Genomic DNA, 19,399 nt, shown 5'->3' with positions numbered 1-19,399 from the left:
GTACAAGTCAAAATCTGTGGAAGATTAAGCATTGACTAAATAAAGACATATATCAGAAGGTAAATCAGAAGTGTGACCCAAAGGTTGATGAAGGGGGAGAAGACAATGGTGTTGAAGAATCTCAAGGTAGGACAGGGAGAAGGTGATCAGGCCGAGCCAGTAAATACTGAGGGGAAATCTGACACCAGTGCGATTCAGGACATGCTAGAGACTCTTAGACTCGGGTTTTGGCGTTCTAAAAAGAAGCCTCCTTCTGACTCAGATAAAGATATTGGATTAAATGAACTTAACCCAGCCGAAGCTGTTGAAGCAGTTTCAGAAAATCAGCAGAATTTCGAAGGAAACAATGTTGGAGAGCTGGAAAAAGGAATTATATACCGTAATGAAAGTAATATTGAAACAAATACTCAAACAAATAATGAAAGTAATGAATCTAATTATGAAAGTAAAGTGGAAGACACTCAGGAAAAGGAAATAACTGATATTGCTTTTGAACAAGTCAAGGACTCAGAGCTGAAAAAATTTTCGGTTCGGAAAGGCTTCAGATCCAAGATCATAATCATCCTAGTTCTTATTTTTTTGTCCTTACTCGGAAATAAAGTATATGGGTATATAACCGAGCCAAAGCCTCCCAGTGAAGATGTAGTGGCCGCATTCAGTGGCAAATATCTTACAAAAGAAGAGCTGTCAAATTATATAAGCAGCAAGGGGTTTAAGGAAGAAGAACACGGTTTATGCGAAAAACATGGCTTTGACCATGAAAAATGCGATAAGACAGAAGCTTGTGAAACTCATCCTATACACAGCTTAGAAGGATATAGGCAGATTATAAAAATAATCGCCACTCAAAAAATTGTAGATGATTGGGCAAAGGAAAAAGGTATTTCACAAAAGAGTGAGGTCAAACACGATTTTAAACATCTTGTAGAAGAGGTTAATTTGGATCAGCTCGTAGATAAAGTACATAAGGATCAGCTTTCCCCGGAAAAGATCGATAAGTGGGAAATACAAAAATATTATGATGCGAACAAGGATAAATACAAGGATAAGCCCTTTAGTGAAGTTGAAGGTGAGATTAGAAATAGTCTGGCAGCTGAAAAGGACAAGAATTTCTTTCCGGAGTATATTGAAAAGCTGAAAAAAAACGCTGCGCTTAATATAAATTATGCCCTTTTGAAGGTGGCTGATCCGACAGAAACCGAGCTGAAAAGCTTCTATGAGAAGAACAAGGAAAAGTACCTTGAGCCTAAAAAAGTGAAAATACTGGAAATAAAAGTTGATATATCAGGATCAGAAGATGAGGGACGAACAAAAATTGATGAAGCACTTACTAAAATAAAGAGCGGGGAAAGGTTTGAGGATGTTGCCAAGACGTATTCTACAGGCAAGCAGTTTGATGCCTACTATATTAAACCAGGTGAAAAATGGAACGATTTTGAGGACGAAATATTCAACCTTCAGGTCAATGAAATAAGCTCTATTTTTAAAGATGGAAACAGTTTCTATATAGTTAAGGTTACAGAAAAGCAAGACAAGAGGCAGAAAACCTTTGGAGAGGTTCTGAATGAAGTTAAAGTGGAGGTTATTATAGAAAAGGAAAATAAGCAATATGAATTAAGAAAAAATGAAGCCTTGTTCAGTATTCATGGGAAAACATTTACGCTAGGAGAGTTTGCAACGGAGTTCAAGGAATTGTCTCCGGAAACACAGTCGAAAATTACAGGCTACGAGGCGAAAAAAAGCTTAATAGATCAGTTGATAGCCAAAGAACTGCTCCTTGAGGAAACAGGGGATGATGTTGCTGATCAGAATAAGAGCCAGGAAATCGAGGAACTGAAAAGTCAGTATATACAGCAGATCCTGCATAAGGAAGAAATCGATGAAAAACTTGGAGAAATCAGTGATGAAGAAGCAAGAAAATTTTATGACGAAAAGAAAAGTTTCTTGATTGACCCACCCAAAGCTAAAATAAGTATGGTGAGAATTGGACAGGGCACGTCGGAGGCTGAAAAAAACAAAGCTCGACAGAGAATAGATGAAGCCCTGGAAAAGCTTAAAGGTGGATCTGACTTTGCTGCTGTTGCAAAAGAGTATTCCAACGATCCAACAGCAGCGGTAGGGGGCGAACTAAACGGATGGATAGTTGACGATGCTCACCTTGACCCTATCTTAAAGAAGATCATCTTTAATCTGCAGGTAGATCAAATCAGCAATGATTTTGAATACAAGGGTGGATATTATGTGGTTAAGCTGCTGCAGAAGGAAGATAAAAAGCAAAAGACTTTCGATGAATCCAAAGAACTGTTAAAAAAGGCGCTCATTGATGAAAAACACCTTACTATGGAATCAGCACTGGAAGATGAACTGCTTAAAAAAGCACAGCTGGTAATTTATAATTCCTCTCTAAAAAGGATTTTGAAGGAAGATATAAGTACAACGAAATGAAAATGAAGGAAGGTGGGTAATCATGGAAAGAAAAGAACGCACAATTCTTATTGCAATAGCTGCCAATATCATCCTGATCTTGTTGCGCTTTTTCTTGGCGAATATTTCTGGAAGCCTTGGTCTACAAGCCAATGCTTGGCATTCGTTGACGGATGTTTTCGTGTCGTCAGTGGTATTCTTAGGGCTATTTGTTGGGCGTATAGGAGCAAGGAAATACACGAATATCATAGGCAGACTGGAAAATGTCCTGGCCCTCTTTGTGGCAGTTTTTATTTTCTATATGGGTCTTGAGATACTTTTTGAAGCCTTGGGAAATGAGGGCAGGGAGCTTAAGCATGTTCCGTTTGTAGCTGTTGGTGCATTTCTTGGGGTGATAATAAATTATTTTATGGCGCGATACAAGTTGTTTGTAGGAATGCAGACTAACTCACAGAGCCTTATAGCTGATGGCTACCATTCTAAGATGGACATGTACTGTTCTATAGCTGTCTTGATTGGTATAACAGGTTCTTTGTTTGGTATGAGCAGCCTGGAAAAAATCACCTCGATAATTGCCATGGTATTTATGTTTATCGCCGCATATGAAATATTTACCATAAATCTGAAAGCCCTTCTTTCGGGAAAGAGTCAATCTGACAGCCATGATCACTCTCATTTCAAGGTTTCAGTGAAGAACAAAAAGGCAATGGTAGGGCTTGGAGCGATTCTTGTAGGGGCCTATGTGTTTTCGGGAGTTTACTTTGTTAAATGGGATGAGCAAGGAATTGTAAGGAGGTTCGGAGCTGTCACAAAAGAAAATGTATCTCCCGGTTTGCACTATAAGTTACCCTATCCTTTGGAAAAAGTGAGCCTTGTGAAGAAGGATAATATCAGAAATATACAAAGCGGAGTGAATTTACTGCTGACAGGGGATATGAACCTTATAAATGTGAACATGGGAATTCATTATAAAGTTTCTGATGCCGTAAATTACGCTCTGAAGGTCAATAATTTGGATAGCTTGATTAAAGCTGTTGCCACAACCAGTATCAGGCAAGTTGTCGGCGATAAGAATTCAGACTATTTGCTTACAACAGGAAAGTCTGAGGTAGAAGAAACATCAAAGAAATTACTTCAGGAGGCGTTGGACAAGAACAATACAGGGGTCCAGGTGGTAAATATGCAACTTTTAGAAATAGCTCCCCCAAAGGAAATTGTGGAGAGCTTTCAAGACTTAGCAAGCGCAAGGCAGGATAAATCAACCTATATCAATGAAGCACAAGCCTATAGAAACACAATTATTCCTGTGGCCAATGGCAATGCCTATAAGGCTATCAAAGAAGCGGAAGCGTATAAGGATGAAAAAGTAAAAACAGCTCAGGGAGATGCGTCAATGTTCGTGCAAAAATTTGAAGAGTATCAAAAATCAAAGGGAGTTACCGAATACAGGCTATATATGGAGTCCTTAGATAAAATTTTGCCGAAAGTAAATAAGATACTGATTGGTGGTAACTTAAAAGTCGAAGGTACCGACTTATGGCTGACAAATGATGGGGCAGGTAATCCGATTTTTAATGTGGGAGGGAACAAATAATGACAGGAATCATGAGAAAAAAAGAAATCAGCCCTAAAATAATCCTAGGGATAATTCTTGGTCTACTCTTATTATCATTAAATCTAATAATTTTCATCGTTGATACTACAGAGTATGCAGTCGTGACGCAGTTTGGCAATCCTGTCAGCACAATACTTCAGCCTGGGTTAAAAATCAAGCTGCCTGAACCTATACAGTCGGTACAGCGTTTCGACAACAGGATTCAGGTTTATGAGGCTGAGCCTTTGGAACTGCTCACTTCCGATAAAAAGAGCGTTAAAGTTGACTACTACGGAACCTGGCGCATCAAGGATCCTGTGACCTACATGAAGGCGGTTAAAGATAAAGTTGGTGCAGAAGCAAGGTTGCTTGATGTATTTTCCTCAAGTTTGGGGGTTAAACTTGGACAATATAATTTGGACGAACTGATCAATGTCGATGCTAATAAATTAAAACTTGATCCAATGATTCAAGATACTATTCAGAAATCTAAAGAAAAGGCCAAAGAGTTCGGCATAGAGGTAGTTGATGCGCAAATAAAGGTCTTAAATTTCCCAGCAGCCAATCAGCAGAGCGTCTTCTCAAGGATGAAAGCTGAACGCGAGCAAATGGCTAAGAAATACCGTTCTGAAGGAAGCGAAGAAGCTACTAAAATAAGAGCAAATGCTGAAATGGAGCAGAAAATCATTCTTTCAGAGGCATATAAACAGACACAAAAGCTTAAAGGGGAAGGGGATGCTGAAGCAATAAGAATATACGCGGAAGCGTTCCAAAAGGATCCCAAATTCTATGAGTTTATACGGGCACTGGAAACCTATGAAAAAACGATCGATGAAAAGACAACCCTGGTTCTTCCTTCAAATTCAGAAATACTAAAATATTTTGAAAGAGGCAAGTCCGGAAATTAACCTTGATGAAGTTAAAAAAGAGGGAGGTAAACCTGTGTGAGTGAAATGGATAAGAAACCACCGGAAAAGGATATTAAGAGTATCCTCGGTAGTGCATTTGCTAAGATATTGGGTAAGCTTTCAGTCTTGCTTGAGGGGCTCAAGATGCGTTTTCAGGGCTTTAGCAAGTCAGATAAAGATAAAGGCAAAATTTCAGTTCTAGAGGACATCAATAGGGCGTTTAACCATATAAATCCTAAAAAAGCTGGATTAGGACTCACATTAGGTCTACTACTGGTATATATCCTGACGGGCATTTACATCGTTAATCCCGGCGAGCAGGCCGTCATTCGAAGATTTGGGAGTGTGCTTACCGAATCTATTAACGAAGGAATGCACTATCGTTTGCCTTGGCCGATAGACAAGGTTGAAAAGGTAAATGTATCTGAGGTGCGAAGAGCAGATATCGGAGTCAGCTTACCTGAGCATAAGCACCAAACCGATGCCCCTCAAAATATCCAACTATTAACCGGAGATGAAAACATTACTAGTTCAGAGGCCATCGTCCACTATAAGGTAAAAGATGCAGCTCAGTATCTATATAATGTAAATTCGGAGGATGAGCGTCTGGTAAGAAACAGTGTCGAATCGGCACTAGTTTATCTTACAGCTAGCATGGGTATTGACGACATATTAACCAGTGAAAAAGTCAAGGCTCAGGGAATTATTATGAAAAAGTCTCAGGAAATCCTCGATAGCTACAACTCGGGTCTTCAAGTTACGAATTTCAATATCAAGTCGATTGTTCCTCCTGATGAAGTTTCCGCTGCCTTCAGGGATGTTACAACCGCAAAAGAGGATAGTGAGAAGGAAATTAATCAAGCAAAGGGGTTTTATAACAGTCTAATTCCTGAAGCAAGAGGAAAGGCAGACGAGCAAATTAGTAAAGCTGAGGCTTATAAAGCAGAATCAGTCAATAGGGCTAAGGGTGATGCCCAAAAATTTGAGACAATGCTTGTAGAGTATCAGAAGAATAGCCAGATTTATTCGCAGGATACTACAAAGTATCGCCTGTTCCTAGAGACTATGGAGAAAATATTACCTAAAGCTAAAAAGTTTATTGTTAATCCATCGGATGGCAAAGTTAACTTAAAGCTTTTTGACCAAGCTCCTAGCAAGGTAAATTAATAACTTTGCTACTTCCAAGAGGGGCTGAACAAACTTGTTGTAAGTTTGTTTCAGCCCCTTTATGCTCTGCTTCGGTGGGGGTAGACTCCGCCTCGAAGTGTTCCTATTGGTATATAATCAACTAATGTGTTTTTTCACTAGTTTGCGCTTTGAAGAGAAATACCAAATTAATGATACGCCTCCGAATAAAAGTAAACCTGCTACCAAGGCTTTTAGAAAACTCTGGGGATGTTTAAATATATACCAAAAGTCACGGCCTATCCAAGACTCCCAAGCTACAATTGGTATTTTGCCCAAAAGAGTGGCAAGAAAATATGACCTGAATTTCATAGAAGACAGTCCAGCGGCGTAATTTAATGCTGCTGCCGGAAGAACTGGGATCATACGTCCAATCATGACCATAAAAAAGCTTCGTGATTCGGGCAACTCTGCCCATTTTCCTAGTTTTTGGAGTTTAGGTTTAGCCCATTCTTGCCCTAAAGATCTGGCGAGACAAAAACCTAATGAGGAACCAAAAACACTTCCAGTCAAGGATATGAAATAACCAGCTATTGGTCCAAAAAGGATAACATTTATACCTGCCAGTAATGCGAATGGAACGATTGGGAAAAGCATTTGAGCTGTAATTATTAATAAATCTAAAACGATCCCTTTCCAACCTAGCGAATAAATTAGAATCTGTAAGGCTCTTGCATTTTGAAGATGTGGATAAAGGAACCATATCAGAGCTAAAGATAAACATATAGTAACTACTGAAGCAACTTTTTTCTGGCTTAAAATAATATCTCCTCCTTGCTGCATCTTTCAGACAAAGTTTGTTGCTAAGTTTCTGTTTCAGGTTCAAATTGTTTTAGGGTGAAGCTAAACTTGCTTCCTTCTTCAAGCTTGCTTTCTACCATGACTTGTCCGCCGTGTTTGTCTATAATTTCTTTAACAATCGCTAAGCCTAAGCCAGTTCCGCCTTCGATTCGACTACGGGCCTTGTCCACTCTATAGAAACGGTCCCAAATAAAGGGTAAGTCCTGAGGCGGGATGCCTTGGCCAAAATCGGTTATTTCAACGATAATCTCTTCGTTCAGGGAAGTGGCGAAGATAATGATTGTTCCCCCGTGAGAAGAATAGCGAATAGCGTTATCTAAAAGGTTGTAGATTACTTGTTCTATTCGATCCTCGTCCCCATAACAGAAAGGCAAGGTCTGGGGAATATCGATATTTACGGTTAAATGCTTCCCTTCCAACTGAATTCTAAGACTGGTTAATGCTCTGTCGACAATCGAACGTAACGGGAATTCATCGACAACAAAAAGAGCTGTTTGAGAATCAAACCGAGAAATCTCCAAGAGGTCATTAACAAGACGACTTAAGCGATGAGTTTCCTGTTGAACGATTTGAAGATATTTGGTTTCGTCTTGCCTATCTTTTGCTTTTCTTTGAATTAGGGCGTCAATATAACCTTGGATAGAGGTTAGAGGACTTCTAAGTTCATGGGAAACATTGGCTACAAAGTTGCGTCGCATTTTATCGAGTTCAGACAACCGTTGAGTCATGTGATTGATCGATGAGGCCAGCACGCTTAATTCATCTTTAGATTTAATTTCCACCCGCTGATCGAATTTACCAGCGGCGATGTTCTTAGTTATTTCACATACTCTTTTGATAGGCCTGGTAATCTGTTTAGTTAGCAAAAAGCCAATAAAAATTGAAATGAGAATTCCTAACAAGGCGGCACCAAGGTAAATTTTGCTCATTGTCTTGGTAGTATCATTCACCCCTTTTACCGGTGAGTATAAGATTACTCCACCGAGAAACTCATTTTCGTGAAAAATGGGGGCAATTGTTCGTATCATAGCTCCCTTGAAATACTCGGTCTGTCCTGTTTGAACACTGACCTTGCCGGATTTCAGTTGATCGAGGTCCATCTGCTCTAAGGTATTTCCCACGCAGGATAAGTGATCTGCCGAAGCAACAATGACTTTGCCGTCTTTGTCTATGATCCAAACCTCTGTTCCTAATACTCGATCTGCCCGATTAACTGTAAGTAGCACAGGTCGAGGGTCTAAGTTTGTCAGGAGAAACGGTTTAACTATATCGCTAAGTTCTTGACTCCGAACTACAAGTTCTTGTTCTTTGTTTTTAATCAGATAGTTTTGAACCAGATAGACTTGAATACTGCCAACGATGGCAATTGCTACCAAGACTATCCCGATATAGCTAGCCAATAACTTTGAAAAAATGCTCTTATTCATCTTTGGGAACCACGAACCTGTAACCAAGTCCCCAGACTGTCTGAATGTATAAAGGAGCGCCAGAAACGGACTCAAGTTTTCTTCTTAATCTCTTGATAGTGTTATCAATGGCTCGGGTATCACCCATATAGTCGAAGCCCCAAACTCTTAGCATAATATTTTCTCGTTGGAGGACTATTCCAGGGTTACTGGCAAAAAACCAGAGTAAATTAAATTCTTTTGACGTAAGTTCTAGGGCTTGGTTTAGAATTTCTGCTTTATAGGTTGCTTTGTTTAGGAAGATGCCTGGATACATAATGATTTGAAGGTTTTCCGCAGGTGCAGAATTAAAGCGACGTAAAACTGCTTTAACTCTGGCTAAAAGTTCACCAGGAATAAATGGTTTAGTAATATAATCATCTGCACCAAGTTCTAACCCGAGGATTTTATCATAAGGGTCGTCCTTGGCTGTAAGCATGATGACCGGAGTATTGGTGACTTGACGAATTTTCCGGCACAACTCCCAACCGCTTAATTGAGGTAACATAATGTCTAACACGATCAAGTCAAACGGTTTTTGCAAGAAGGCTGAAAGGGCAGATGACCCGTCGTAAACTAAGGTGATATTAAAATCATCACTTAAGTAAAGACTTATCAAATTACAGATGTGTTCTTCATCATCCACGACGAGTAACTTTTTTTTGTCCATGGGTATCTCCTTACTTAAAATCAAATGTATTCTTTCCTTTTTTATAATGGTCTATAAGGATAGGGGGATGAAGATCTTTTCCACAAACCATGTAGATTACTTTGATATCATATTAGGTCCTGTCTAGCCAGAGTAGTCTTTGCACTATCTGTAACATTTTGTTACGGCAATGCAAAGACTACTTTTCTTTTGTTATTTAATTATTTGATTTAATATCTAAAAGCTTTTTAATGTCTAACAACTTCTACTGAAAATAAGCAAGGGGATCAGTGGGATTACCGTTTACACGGACTTCAAAATGAAGGTGGGGACCAGTGCTCCAACCAGTTGACCCAACATAACCGACTAGTTCACCTGCATTTAAGTTCTGGCCGTTTGGAACGGCTATTTTAGACTGATGGGGGTACATCGAGGATAACCCTTTACCATGATCGACTATAACAGTATTGCCATAGGCCCCATACCAGCCGGAGTATATTACTGTACCTGCACCAGCAGCATAGATAGGAGTCCCGCTTGGCGCAGGTATGTCTGCTCCTGTATGTAAGCTCTTGGCTTTAGTAATTGGATGGATACGCCAGCCGTAAGGGCTGGAAATGGTGTGATAATCTGGCAAGGGCCAATAACTGATGCTGCCAACCACACCGCCAGTGCGCTCGGCTTGTAACTGACGAATCTTTTCTTCCAAGGCTTTGGAATCTTTTTCGAGTTTGCTAATCTGGGTAAAGAGTTGGTCTTGTGCTTGCGTGACTTCTACCAAAGAGTTCTGCTCTTCCTGTTTTTTACTCTCTAGAACACCTTTAGCGGCAACCGCTTCTTTTCTTGTGGTTTCGGCTAAATCCCGTTTTTCTTTAAGCTCATTAGTTTTTTGAATAACATTTTCCTTTTCAATTTTAAGCGTCTCGAGTAGCTTCTGGTCGTTTTGGATCAGCGCTTCGAAATAATCGAGCCTAGTTATTAAGTCACTGAGGTCCCTAGCTTGAAAAAGTATATCCAGGTAACTAAAGTTTCCTTCTTCGTAAATTGCCCGAACCCTTTTGTTAAGGGCATCCTGTCTGTTTTCAAGGTCCTTTTGTTTGGCAAGAAGTTCTTTTTCCGCTGCTTCCACGATAGCCTTAGCCTCAAGATAGGCAGAATCTTTTTGGGACAGAGCTATTTTAGCCTCGCTAATTTGGCTTGCCAGTTCCCTAAGATTCTGTTTCTTTTGTTCTTCAGCGAATTGCAGATCTTTAATCTGGCTCTTCGCTTTATCTTGGGCCTTTTCAATTTCCGTTTGCTTAGCCATAAAATCATCAAGCTCATTTGCTCTGGCAGGAACAACCATGGAACTGACTAAAGTAACAGTAATACTAAGTGCTATAAGCCAAGGATTACGCAACAGTGACAAACCTCCAAACATTTGCATAAATACCGATTATAAATATCACAATTCGACATGAAGAGTCTGTAGTCCTGTTGAAAGATAATTGTAACAAAAATGTTAAAAAGGTATATGGATTATCCGTTATACACTGATTAATCTTAGTACGCATAAACCAAACGAGAAGGCCAAGCAAATTCGCTCGTCTTCTCGTTTGGTTTTTTATCACGAATCCCGACTATCCCTCTCTGTGTGCTCACCCGAACTCTGCGGCCAATTGGACTGGAGCTGAGTAGTTAATCCATCTTCTTTCTCTAGGGTTTGATTTTGATCTTGAGCTTGTTCTTGTTCTTGATCTGTTTCCCCATTATAGGGAGGGTTCGTAGGTTGTTGTGGTGTGAAACTTTCCGGCGTGCTGTGGTCAGGGGATATTTGGTCAGAATTCGGTTTGGTCGAATCATGGGATGTTTCTGGCGGAGGTTCTGGGACTGTTCCTTGTGGAGGTTGATTTACAGCAGAATGGCTGGAATCATTGGGTTCACTCCAATTACTAGAGGTGCTGCCGGCGGATGACTGGCTCTGGTTCTCGGAACGGTCCGTATAACTATGGTTCTCTGTAGTTTTTGATTCCATATCTGAAGGTTGGTTGTGTTCTGGACCCTTTTGAACATTTGGCTCTGGCTTGGTATCTGCGGAGTTATCTTTCCAGTTTTGTGCTCTTACCTCCAAACTTTCTTCAGGGAAAAGGCTGGATACACTAACATTCGCATCCACCAGAGCTTTTTGCACATCATTGCGGAGTGTATCGGGTTGAACAGTGATACCTTTCTCTTCACATCGATCATAAATTAGATAACTATTAACCGTCATTCCCTGTTGTTGGGCCTCCTGTTGGATTTTCTGGTTCGTTTGACCGACAACCACACTTCCGGATAGGTTCCTGCGAATCATTTCATCACGGATAGAGTTTCGGAGTATTTCCGTATCAATCATTTGATTTCCCCACTTATTGATTGGTACCACGCTGGCTAAAACCAGGTTCTGTGTTTCATTTAACATTCCTTTGTTGTTGGCATTTTCCACGATTAAATTAACGGTTTGATAAACGTCTAACCCTTTAATAGATATTCCTTCTAATAAACTTGATGCACCATTGATATCGCGCACTTTAATAACCTTGCCTTGGTTGTTAACGAGCAGCTCGATACCTTTGTTGATATCCAGAGCAACGGATGCAACCGCCATATTAGGAATGAATAAGAGGTAGAACGCAGTGATAAATACAAATAAGAAAACCGCTGCTGTGGTCGAATATTTAAGCCAGGAATTATGGAATGATGGTATCCGTTGAGGTTTTATAATCACTTCAATCGTTTGGCCTACTTTTGGCGGCTCTTTAGGAGTAGAGATTTCTAAAAAGTCGCCTTTTTCTGTGAAGATGACAGTAAGCTTGGGTGAGGTACGCATTACGACGCCTTTGGTTTTCTCCATATTTCTTCACCTACTCTCCTGGTTCTACTGGAATCTGCATGAAAGTTTTTAGCGGATAAAATGCCGGCTCAGATAAGATGAGAGCCAGAGCAATAAGATATTTTCGCCCCTTTTCCAGGGCTTTGCGTTTCACTCCGGTCAATACCTCCAGTTCTTTAATGGGTAAAAGTCTATGAGTTTTAAGATATGCCATAAGGCCAGGGTTATTGCTTAAAGCCAAGGCCGCCTGTAGGAGAGTTTGCTTGCTGTCTCTTTGTTTCGGGGAGACTTTTAGTAAATCATCTAACGTCACTTTATAGTAACATAGCACGCGGACGTAGTGTTCAACGACTTCTGCAAAGGCATCCTGGTTCTCGTTTTCTTGATATTGCTCTTGCGAAGTATCAAGATCGTAGCGGCTCAGTTCTTCATCCTCTAAGTTCATGGGTGAGAGGGAAAGATGTTGATGTTTGCCTTCTTTGCGAAAATAGTCCACTAATCTTCGCCGGATCACCATTTGAACAAAACTGTGAAAAGAAGCTCCTCCGTGGGGGTCAAAGTTATCAATCGCTTCATTAAAAGCTAAAAGAGCAATGCTGAGCTCATCGTCATTATCCCAGGTTAAATACCTGCAACAGATTTTGGAGCTTACCCGAGCTATAAATGCTTTATGGGATCTTATAAGTTCCTCTCGTACGAGAGCATCGCCGCTCTTGGCTGATATGAGGGTCTCTCTCGAAACCTGTTCTTGCATTTTCATCACTCCGCTTGATAGTTATTCGTAAGACTTAAGCAGTTTCAAGGGGTAGAAAAAAACATTCTACCCCCATTATGGGTGTAGAATGTTACAGCATTGTCACATTAATGTTTCTTTTGTGTTGCATAAGAACAGCAAACAGAAGTTACGCTGGTTCTAGGTGATGATCGAGCAGCCAGCTGCTGAACAAGCTTAGTTTTAAAGTTTAGCTCAAATATGTCTAAACAAAGAGAAGACGGGGACGACCTCGTCTTCTCTTTTGATTTATTATCAAGAAGCGTTTGTACTTTAACAAAAATGTTAAAAATCTGTAACGTGTGCGTAAAATAACAACTCTATACTAAACTTAACTATCTGGAAAATAACAGGGTACATATTGAACAATTGGCAGTCCCGTATTTGGGCTGGTGGTGCTGCTAGAACGTCCTTACCTCAATAAGACTCCCTATAATGGAGTCTTATTGTAGTCTAGACTCTTGTTCAGAATGCCTGCTTACTTTATTGTGGCTATCTAATTTAATGGAAAGTTCACGGAAATGGGTGTGATTTATGTTTGCAGTTGTGTGGATTTCAACATTAAAGGAGAGTAGAAATGGTTGATAAGAAAAATTTAAAGAATATGGACGTACCGTTTGTAGTGGCGGTGCTCTTATTACTAGCAACGAGCCTCATTGTCTTAAGCACTGCGTCTTACAATCTTGTGAAAGGGCAACCTTATTATTATGTCGAACTTCAAACCATGTGGATTTTAAGCGGAATTTTCTTAGCTATGATGGTTAATCGAATTGATTACCAAAGGTTGCAGAAATTCAGCTGGTATATTTATGGGTTTAATATCCTATTGCTTTCAGCAGTCTTTATTTTCGGAAGTGAAGCGAAAGGTGCCACTCGCTGGATACCCATTACTTCTAGTTTTGCTATCCAACCTTCGGAATTTGCGAAGATATTTTTGATCCTTTCATTTTCAGATTTTTTAACAAAGCGTCAGGGCAAACTGAATCGTTTCAGAGATTTTATTGCACCATTTTTTTATGTCTTAGTCCCTATGCTCCTTACTTTCAAACAACCTGATCTAGGGACAACCCTAGTGTTCATGGCAATATTTATCGGGATGATGTTAATAGCAGGAGCTAATATTCGTAAGTTTGGCGGGCTATTACTAGCAGGTGCAACCACTGTAGGTTTGGCATTATGGCTGCATTTTTCTACAAATCTTCCAAGCTGGCTCCAATTTGCCCAGGGGTTGCCTCTTCCAATGAAGGAGTACCAGTTGAAAAGACTGACTGTTTTTATGAACCCTGCTTTAGACAGATCAGGAGATGGTTATAATATCCTTCAGTCGATGTGGGCAGTTGGTTCGGGCGGATTTTGGGGCAAAGGGTACCGTCAAGGAACACAGGGACAACTAAGTTTCTTGCCAGAACAGCATACTGACTTTATTTTTGCAGTGCTCAGTGAAGAGTTTGGTTTTATTGGAGTAATTACCCTACTAGTTTTCTTTTCAATTTTCCTGATACGTGGCATTAATATTGCTATGCATGCGAGAGATTTGTATGGTGTGTTAATAGCAACGGGAATAATAACTATGATTTCATTTCACATTCTCATCAACATCGGTATGAATTCTGGTATTATGCCCGTTACTGGGAAACCTTTGCCTTTGATTAGCTATGGTGGAAGTGCAATGTGGGCGAATATGATCTCAATAGGACTCTTGCTAAATATTAATCTGAGAAGTCGTCGATTAATATTTAAATAGTTCACATGACTTAGAATTCATTCAGCGGTAAAAAATAATCTCAAAAAACGATTCTTCAGGATTAATTGTAAAAGGGTATGAAAAGGCATGCCAAATACTAGGTTTTAGCTTAAGTCGAGATTCGGTTCGATTTTCTATGCAGAGTTCGCACCTCTCGTCGCAAGGAGGTAATAGAGATGGATGAAAGAGATCGAAAACCTTATGTTTATCGACTTCGGGGCTTAACTATTGGAGTGATGCTGATTATTACGATTTTAGGTATAAACATCTGGAATTTGCAGATTTCCCAGGGGGCATATTATGCTGCCGAGGCGAAGGGGAATTACATGAAGCTTGTCAAGGTGCCTCCTACACGAGGAGATATTGTGGACAAAAATGGCAATATCTTAGTAACAAGTGTTCCGGAGTTTGTGCTTAATTTAGATTGGTTGGATTTGCAACAATCCAAAACCAGCGATTGGAAAGAGGTAGTTAAGCGATTAGCGGGTTACATTAAGCCGTATTGGCCTTACCCTAATCAATCCGTCGAGTCGATTACTGAAGATATATTGGTTATGACTCAGAATCATCAGTGGGAACGTTATCAACCCGTTATGGTTCTAGATAATGTTCCTCAAGATCTCCAGGCTATAATAGCGGAGCATCAGAATGAGCTCCCGGGCGTGAGCGTGGATGCGGTTCCTCTTCGCTCCTATCCTCAAAAAACCCTAGCCGGTCAGCTCCTCGGGTATGTTCGTGAGATAGGGGACAAGGAGATTGCAGAGTTTAATCAAAATGAGGATGCGCAAAAAGCGAGTTTTGAATACGCTCAGGGAGACATGATAGGGAAGATGGGGGTAGAGAAATCTTATGATTTCTGGCTGAGGGGTAAAGAGGGCATTAAACAAGTTGAAATAGATAATCGCGCCCGCCCAGTTTCTAAACAGTTGATCCAACCACCGGAACCGGGAATGACGGTCCAATTGACGATTGATGCTGATCTGCAAAAGGTTGTGGAAGAAAGCCTCGATCAAGTTATTGCCAATGTTCAAAAGAACACTAATCCCGATGCAAAGTCTGGGGCTGCAGTAGTAATGGACGTAAATACAGGCAAGATTCTTGCAATGGCTTCTCGGCCTGGCATGGATCCCAACGATTTAACCGGCATTATTTCCGACTCAATGTTTGATAAGTATTACACTAATAAAATTGCGCCAGCGGCTTCCCTTAATAGAGCGTTGTCCGGGTTGTATGCACCGGGATCAACCTTCAAGATGGTGACAGCGATTGCGGCTTTCCAGCTCCAATTGACGACGCCGGATGAGCAGATTGATGGTAAAAAGTCTTCGCTGGGAAATCTTGCTGCTCAGCAACAAGGTACTTCTGAATGGGGAGGGAACGACTTTGGCCTTGTCAATCTTTCACGAGCGTTGGCCAAATCCTCTAATATATACTTTCAAGTTATGGGTCGCCGAGTTTTTGACACGAATCCAGAAGTTGTACGCCAAATAGCTAATGAATTTGGCTTAGGTGTCGTGAGCGGCGTGAATTTGCCTGGAGAAGCAAAAGGGATCGCACCCTCAGCAGAATGGAAGAAAGCGTATTTTGGTCCAACTTATATTAAGGCACGTGATAAAAAGCTTGCAGACATTGAGGCCGATTACGCGACCAAGCTGGAGCAGGCCCCGGACGTGAAAAGCCGACAGAAACTGCAAGCGAAGAAAGATGCTGAGAAAAATGCGGTTGAATTTGAATATAAGCAAAAGGTTTATGAAAATGTAAACTGGAAGCTCTATGACAGCTTCAACAATTCTATTGGACAGGGTTATAATAGCTATACCCCTTTGCAATTAGCTAATTACACGGCAACCTTAGTGAATGGCGGAAAGCGCTATACTCTGTATGTGGTAGATAAACTCTTGAATCCGATTACTGGTGAGGTATTTCGGCAGTACTATCCAAAGGTTATAAACAGCGTATCAGTTTCTCCGGATAATTTAGATGCCGTCAAACAAGGGATGCGAGCCGTTGTTACTGGTACAGGCGATGATGCTGGGACGGCTGCAGGGATTTTCGCCGATCTGCCGGAATTTACTGGTGGGGCTAAGACTGGAACTGCTCAACTCGGAAACATAAACACAGCTTTAGGGAAGTCGTACAATGGGGTGTTTGTGGCGTTTGCCCCTTATGATAAGCCACAGATTGCCTTTGCTGGGGTTGTCGAGTTTGGGGAGAGCGGTGGAAGCACAGCCGGATATGTCGCAAAGGCAGCTTTTATGAAGTATTTTGGTTGGGAGTCCACGAATGGGAACTGAAAAGCGAGTCCTTTTAGTGGCAGAGAAAGTTGTACATGTGAAAAAACCGAAGAAGAAAAAATGGAAACTGGCCTATTTTTCCAGAGAATTCTTAGTTTATATTCCTCTTGTATTTATAGTTATCTGTATCGTTGGGCGATTGTTTTATATGCAGGTCTATAATTCTGATACCTTAACTGCTAAAGGGATTTCCAATCGAATGACAAGTCAAACATTATTACCTGAACGAGGGACTATATCGGATAGCAAGGGAAATGTTTTAAGTCGGAGTGTGTTGGCTCAAGAAGTTTATGTAAATCCAAGGGAACTTACAACTCTTATACAAAAGAAGAAGTTCACCAGAATGACCAAAGAGGAGATTGCCAAATCGTTAGGAGAAATACTAGGTCAAGATTCGAAACCTATTCTCGACAAGCTCAATAAAGATGTGTTGTGGATTAATATAGCCCGTCAAGTAGACCTTGCAAAAATAGAACAAATTCGCAAACTCAAACTTCCAGGTTTTGGTTATGCTAATGAATCCAAACGAATCTATCCCTTAGGTACATGGGCTGCATCTGTTCTAGGGTTTGTCAATCAGACGGGTCATGGGATAGGGGGTATCGAGGCTTATTATGACAAAACACTCTACGGCACCGCTGGGCAATCCATGTCGGAAAAGAGCTCAAGTCGTCAAGAAATTTTCGATGCTAATTCTAGCATCGAACCGCCTCGGCATGGAAACAACTTGGAACTAACGCTAAATACTAAGATTCAAACGATAATAGAACAACAATTAGTCGCTTTGCAAACAACGACTCAGGCGGAAAGTGTTACTATTTTAGCCATGGATCCTCAAACGGGTAAGATTTTAGGAATGGGCACAACCCCATCGTTTGACCCTAACAAGTACGGGGATGTCGCTCCTGAGCTTTGGAAAAACAGAGCAATTAGTATGAATTATGAGCCAGGTTCAACTTTTAAAATAGTAACGGGGGCAGCTGGTCTAGAAGAAGGGTTAATCTCGCCCAATGAATTATTTGTAGACCCAGGATACATAACTTTGGGAAACCGAACGATTCGAAACTGGGACTTTGGAGTAAGACCTGCCGGCAGTATTACCTTTACAAAAGGAATGGAACAATCGTCTAATGTTGTAATGTCTCAGGTGAGCTTGAGACTGGGATTGGCGAATTTTTATAAGTATCTGAGAGCCTTTGGTTTTGATGACAAAACGGGTATTGATATAGCGGGAGAAGAGAGAGGCTTAGTCATTTCTCAAGAAAATGTAAAAGATATCGAACTGGCAACCATGTCGTTTGGACAATCTAATATGGTAACCCCTATTCAACTACTGACGACCTTATGTGCTATCGTTAATGGAGGTAAGCTTTATAAGCCTTATGTCGTTGATAAAATTACCACGCCAGATGGGGTTCTTGTTCAGCAAAATCAGCCGACTGTTATTCGCAAGGTTCTTTCTAAAAGCACTTCGGATGAGATGGCAAAGATTATGGAAAGCGTTGTTGTCAACGGGACGGGAAAATTAGCCCTAATCCCAGGGATTAGGGTGGGTGGTAAATCAGGAACTGCACAAAAAATTGACCCGGTAACTCGTAGTTATTCCCCTACTTCGTTTATTGCATCGTTTGAAGCCTTTGCCCCAGTCGATAACCCAAAAATCGCAGTTTTAGTGATTGCGGATAGTCCTAAGGGTGTGGAATATGAGGGTGGACCACTATGTAGTCCTGTTGCCAAAATAATTATACAAGGAGCTCTTGAAGAATTTGATGTTCCTTTTTCTAATGATGCAACAAGCACCATTGCAGTCACTGAAAACGATGTCCCTGTTAGACCTGTTTCGTCAACGAGTGTCCCTGAGCGTCCACCACTAGCTAGCGAGGTTGTTGTTCCTAATCTTATCGGAATGACGATGCGACAGGTTGGAGAAACGTTAAGCAAGTCGGCATTGCATTTCAACTTTAGTGATAGTGGGCTTGCAATTGAGCAAAACCCTGTCGGAGGCAAGGTAGTGGCTAAGGGAGCTATCGTTGAAGTTAAATTCGCACCGTTGCCACCTGCGCCCCCTCCACCAACTCCGCCTCCGACCCCGTAATTACAAAGACTAAATAAGCGAAAATCCCCGTCTTATCGATAGAATGAATATTCCCGTATACGAGTATCAAATGAGGATTATAAACCACTTTCCGTAGAATTTGATGTATCCATACTTTATTTTGTTGAATTTCAGACTAATGATAGCCCCCGAACAATACTTGTTTTTCTCGAAAATGAATTGGAAGCTGCATAATTATGGAATACTCACAATCAAGAGGAATCTACAAGGTTGGGTCAAGGAAATCCTTTGTCCCAACAGCTCGGCGAATGCCGAGAGTCTATTTCAGAGGTGAGGAGGACGAGAGATGGGTAGGCCAGTCCAATATGGCGGTCAAGCAGTTATAGAAGGGGTAATGATGCGTGGACCCCGTGAGAGTGCTATTGCGGTTAGGTTGCCAAATGGCGAAATTGAGGTTACACGCCTGGAGATTAATGCATGGGCGAGAAAACCTATTTATAAATTACCATTGCTTCGAGGGTTTGTTGCACTAGTGGATTCTCTGATTGTAGGAACGCGGGCCTTAACCTTTTCAGCTGGCCGTTCAATGGGAGGGGAAGAGGGTGGAGAAGAGAGTGGTGAAACAGAACTTGGGTTTTGGGAATTAGCGTTGACCATAGGGTTAGCTTTTGGCCTG

The 19,399-nt window shown here is 41.0% G+C and carries 14 protein-coding genes; 8 read left to right on the top strand and 6 right to left on the bottom strand.

Features of this window, described 5'->3' with window-relative positions:
* The first annotated feature begins 105 nt into the window (after window positions 1–105).
* Genes UF75_RS12410 through hflK (UF75_RS12395) form a run of 4 tightly spaced genes read left to right on the top strand, consistent with a single transcriptional unit; the run spans window position 106 to window position 6,093 of the window.
* On the top strand, window positions 106–2,445 hold the full coding sequence (locus UF75_RS12410; protein ID WP_045574909.1) for a peptidyl-prolyl cis-trans isomerase: 2,340 nt from the start codon (window positions 106–108) through the stop codon (window positions 2,443–2,445).
* 22 nt (window positions 2,446–2,467) lie between these two features.
* On the top strand, window positions 2,468–4,018 hold the full coding sequence (gene hflK / locus UF75_RS26260; protein ID WP_052693205.1) for an FtsH protease activity modulator HflK: 1,551 nt from the start codon (window positions 2,468–2,470) through the stop codon (window positions 4,016–4,018).
* Window positions 4,018–4,926: a protease modulator HflC gene (gene hflC / locus UF75_RS12400; RefSeq protein WP_052693203.1), complete on the top strand. Its 909-nt coding sequence runs from the start codon at window positions 4,018–4,020 to the stop codon at window positions 4,924–4,926. Before hflK (UF75_RS26260) ends, hflC begins: the two co-directional genes overlap by 1 nt.
* A 45-nt stretch (window positions 4,927–4,971) precedes the next feature.
* Window positions 4,972–6,093 (top strand): FtsH protease activity modulator HflK, encoded by a 1,122-nt coding sequence (gene hflK, locus UF75_RS12395; RefSeq protein WP_242860221.1) that lies wholly within the window; start codon window positions 4,972–4,974, stop codon window positions 6,091–6,093.
* Window positions 6,094–6,210: 117 nt separating this feature from the next.
* Here the strand turns inward: hflK (UF75_RS12395) and UF75_RS12390 are convergent, their stop codons facing one another.
* The 6 genes from UF75_RS12390 to sigI all read right to left on the bottom strand — a co-directional run bounded on the left by UF75_RS12390 (window position 6,211) and on the right by sigI (window position 12,611).
* Window positions 6,211–6,894, bottom strand: coding sequence for a TVP38/TMEM64 family protein (locus tag UF75_RS12390; protein ID WP_045574908.1), 684 nt, complete (start codon window positions 6,892–6,894; stop codon window positions 6,211–6,213).
* A gap of 20 nt (window positions 6,895–6,914) precedes the next feature.
* Window positions 6,915–8,339: an ATP-binding protein gene (locus UF75_RS12385; protein WP_045574907.1), complete on the bottom strand. Its 1,425-nt coding sequence runs from the start codon at window positions 8,337–8,339 to the stop codon at window positions 6,915–6,917.
* Window positions 8,332–9,027, bottom strand: a complete 696-nt coding sequence (locus UF75_RS12380) for a response regulator transcription factor (RefSeq protein WP_045574906.1) — start codon at window positions 9,025–9,027, stop codon at window positions 8,332–8,334. Before UF75_RS12380 ends, UF75_RS12385 begins: the two co-directional genes overlap by 8 nt.
* Before the next feature lie 244 nt (window positions 9,028–9,271).
* Window positions 9,272–10,405, bottom strand: coding sequence for a peptidoglycan DD-metalloendopeptidase family protein (locus UF75_RS12375; RefSeq protein ID WP_052693198.1), 1,134 nt, complete (start codon window positions 10,403–10,405; stop codon window positions 9,272–9,274).
* Window positions 10,406–10,612: 207 nt separating this feature from the next.
* Window positions 10,613–11,878 carry an anti-sigma factor domain-containing protein gene (locus tag UF75_RS12370; protein WP_052693195.1) on the bottom strand — a complete coding sequence of 422 codons (1,266 nt, stop codon included), beginning with the start codon at window positions 11,876–11,878 and terminating at the stop codon, window positions 10,613–10,615.
* A gap of 10 nt (window positions 11,879–11,888) precedes the next feature.
* Window positions 11,889–12,611 carry an RNA polymerase sigma-I factor gene (gene sigI / locus UF75_RS12365; protein WP_045574904.1) on the bottom strand — a complete coding sequence of 241 codons (723 nt, stop codon included), beginning with the start codon at window positions 12,609–12,611 and terminating at the stop codon, window positions 11,889–11,891.
* A gap of 595 nt (window positions 12,612–13,206) precedes the next feature.
* Between sigI and rodA the strand changes: the two genes are divergently transcribed.
* From rodA to UF75_RS12345, 4 genes are all read left to right on the top strand, one after another.
* Window positions 13,207–14,373 (top strand): rod shape-determining protein RodA, encoded by a 1,167-nt coding sequence (gene rodA / locus UF75_RS12360; RefSeq protein WP_045574903.1) that lies wholly within the window; start codon window positions 13,207–13,209, stop codon window positions 14,371–14,373.
* Window positions 14,374–14,549: 176 nt separating this feature from the next.
* Entirely contained in the window at window positions 14,550–16,667 is a 2,118-nt protein-coding gene (mrdA, locus tag UF75_RS12355) for a penicillin-binding protein 2 (protein WP_045574902.1), read from the top strand.
* The gene (locus UF75_RS12350; RefSeq protein WP_242860218.1) at window positions 16,657–18,762 is read left to right on the top strand and encodes a penicillin-binding transpeptidase domain-containing protein; all 2,106 of its coding nucleotides are present in this window, start codon (window positions 16,657–16,659) and stop codon (window positions 18,760–18,762) included. The genes mrdA and UF75_RS12350 overlap by 11 nt, the downstream gene beginning before the upstream one ends.
* A 307-nt stretch (window positions 18,763–19,069) precedes the next feature.
* The coding region (locus tag UF75_RS12345; RefSeq protein ID WP_045574901.1) for a DUF1385 domain-containing protein at window positions 19,070–19,399 on the top strand (330 nt) is incomplete at its 3' end.

It is taken from the genome of Desulfosporosinus sp. I2, assembly GCF_000960765.1.
Taxonomy (GTDB): domain Bacteria; phylum Bacillota; class Desulfitobacteriia; order Desulfitobacteriales; family Desulfitobacteriaceae; genus Desulfosporosinus.
This window is presented reverse-complemented; position numbering and strand designations above follow the sequence as displayed.

Bases quoted from the DNA above. Each gene is read 5' to 3' on its own strand.
- UF75_RS12370 (WP_052693195.1), bottom strand. From the start codon at position 11,878: ATGGAGAAAACCAAAGGCGTCGTAATGCGTACCTCACCCAAGCTTACT.
- sigI (WP_045574904.1), bottom strand. From the start codon at position 12,611: ATGCAAGAACAGGTTTCGAGAGAGACCCTCATATCAGCCAAGAGCGGC.
- rodA (WP_045574903.1), top strand. From the start codon at position 13,207: ATGGTTGATAAGAAAAATTTAAAGAATATGGACGTACCGTTTGTAGTG.
- UF75_RS12380 (WP_045574906.1), bottom strand. From the start codon at position 9,027: ATGGACAAAAAAAAGTTACTCGTCGTGGATGATGAAGAACACATCTGT.
- UF75_RS12410 (WP_045574909.1), top strand. From the start codon at position 106: ATGGTGTTGAAGAATCTCAAGGTAGGACAGGGAGAAGGTGATCAGGCC.
- hflK (WP_052693205.1), top strand. From the start codon at position 2,468: ATGGAAAGAAAAGAACGCACAATTCTTATTGCAATAGCTGCCAATATC.
- UF75_RS12350 (WP_242860218.1), top strand. From the start codon at position 16,657: ATGGGAACTGAAAAGCGAGTCCTTTTAGTGGCAGAGAAAGTTGTACAT.
- UF75_RS12385 (WP_045574907.1), bottom strand. From the start codon at position 8,339: ATGAATAAGAGCATTTTTTCAAAGTTATTGGCTAGCTATATCGGGATA.
- mrdA (WP_045574902.1), top strand. From the start codon at position 14,550: ATGGATGAAAGAGATCGAAAACCTTATGTTTATCGACTTCGGGGCTTA.
- hflK (WP_242860221.1), top strand. From the start codon at position 4,972: ATGGATAAGAAACCACCGGAAAAGGATATTAAGAGTATCCTCGGTAGT.
- UF75_RS12390 (WP_045574908.1), bottom strand. From the start codon at position 6,894: ATGCAGCAAGGAGGAGATATTATTTTAAGCCAGAAAAAAGTTGCTTCA.
- hflC (WP_052693203.1), top strand. From the start codon at position 4,018: ATGACAGGAATCATGAGAAAAAAAGAAATCAGCCCTAAAATAATCCTA.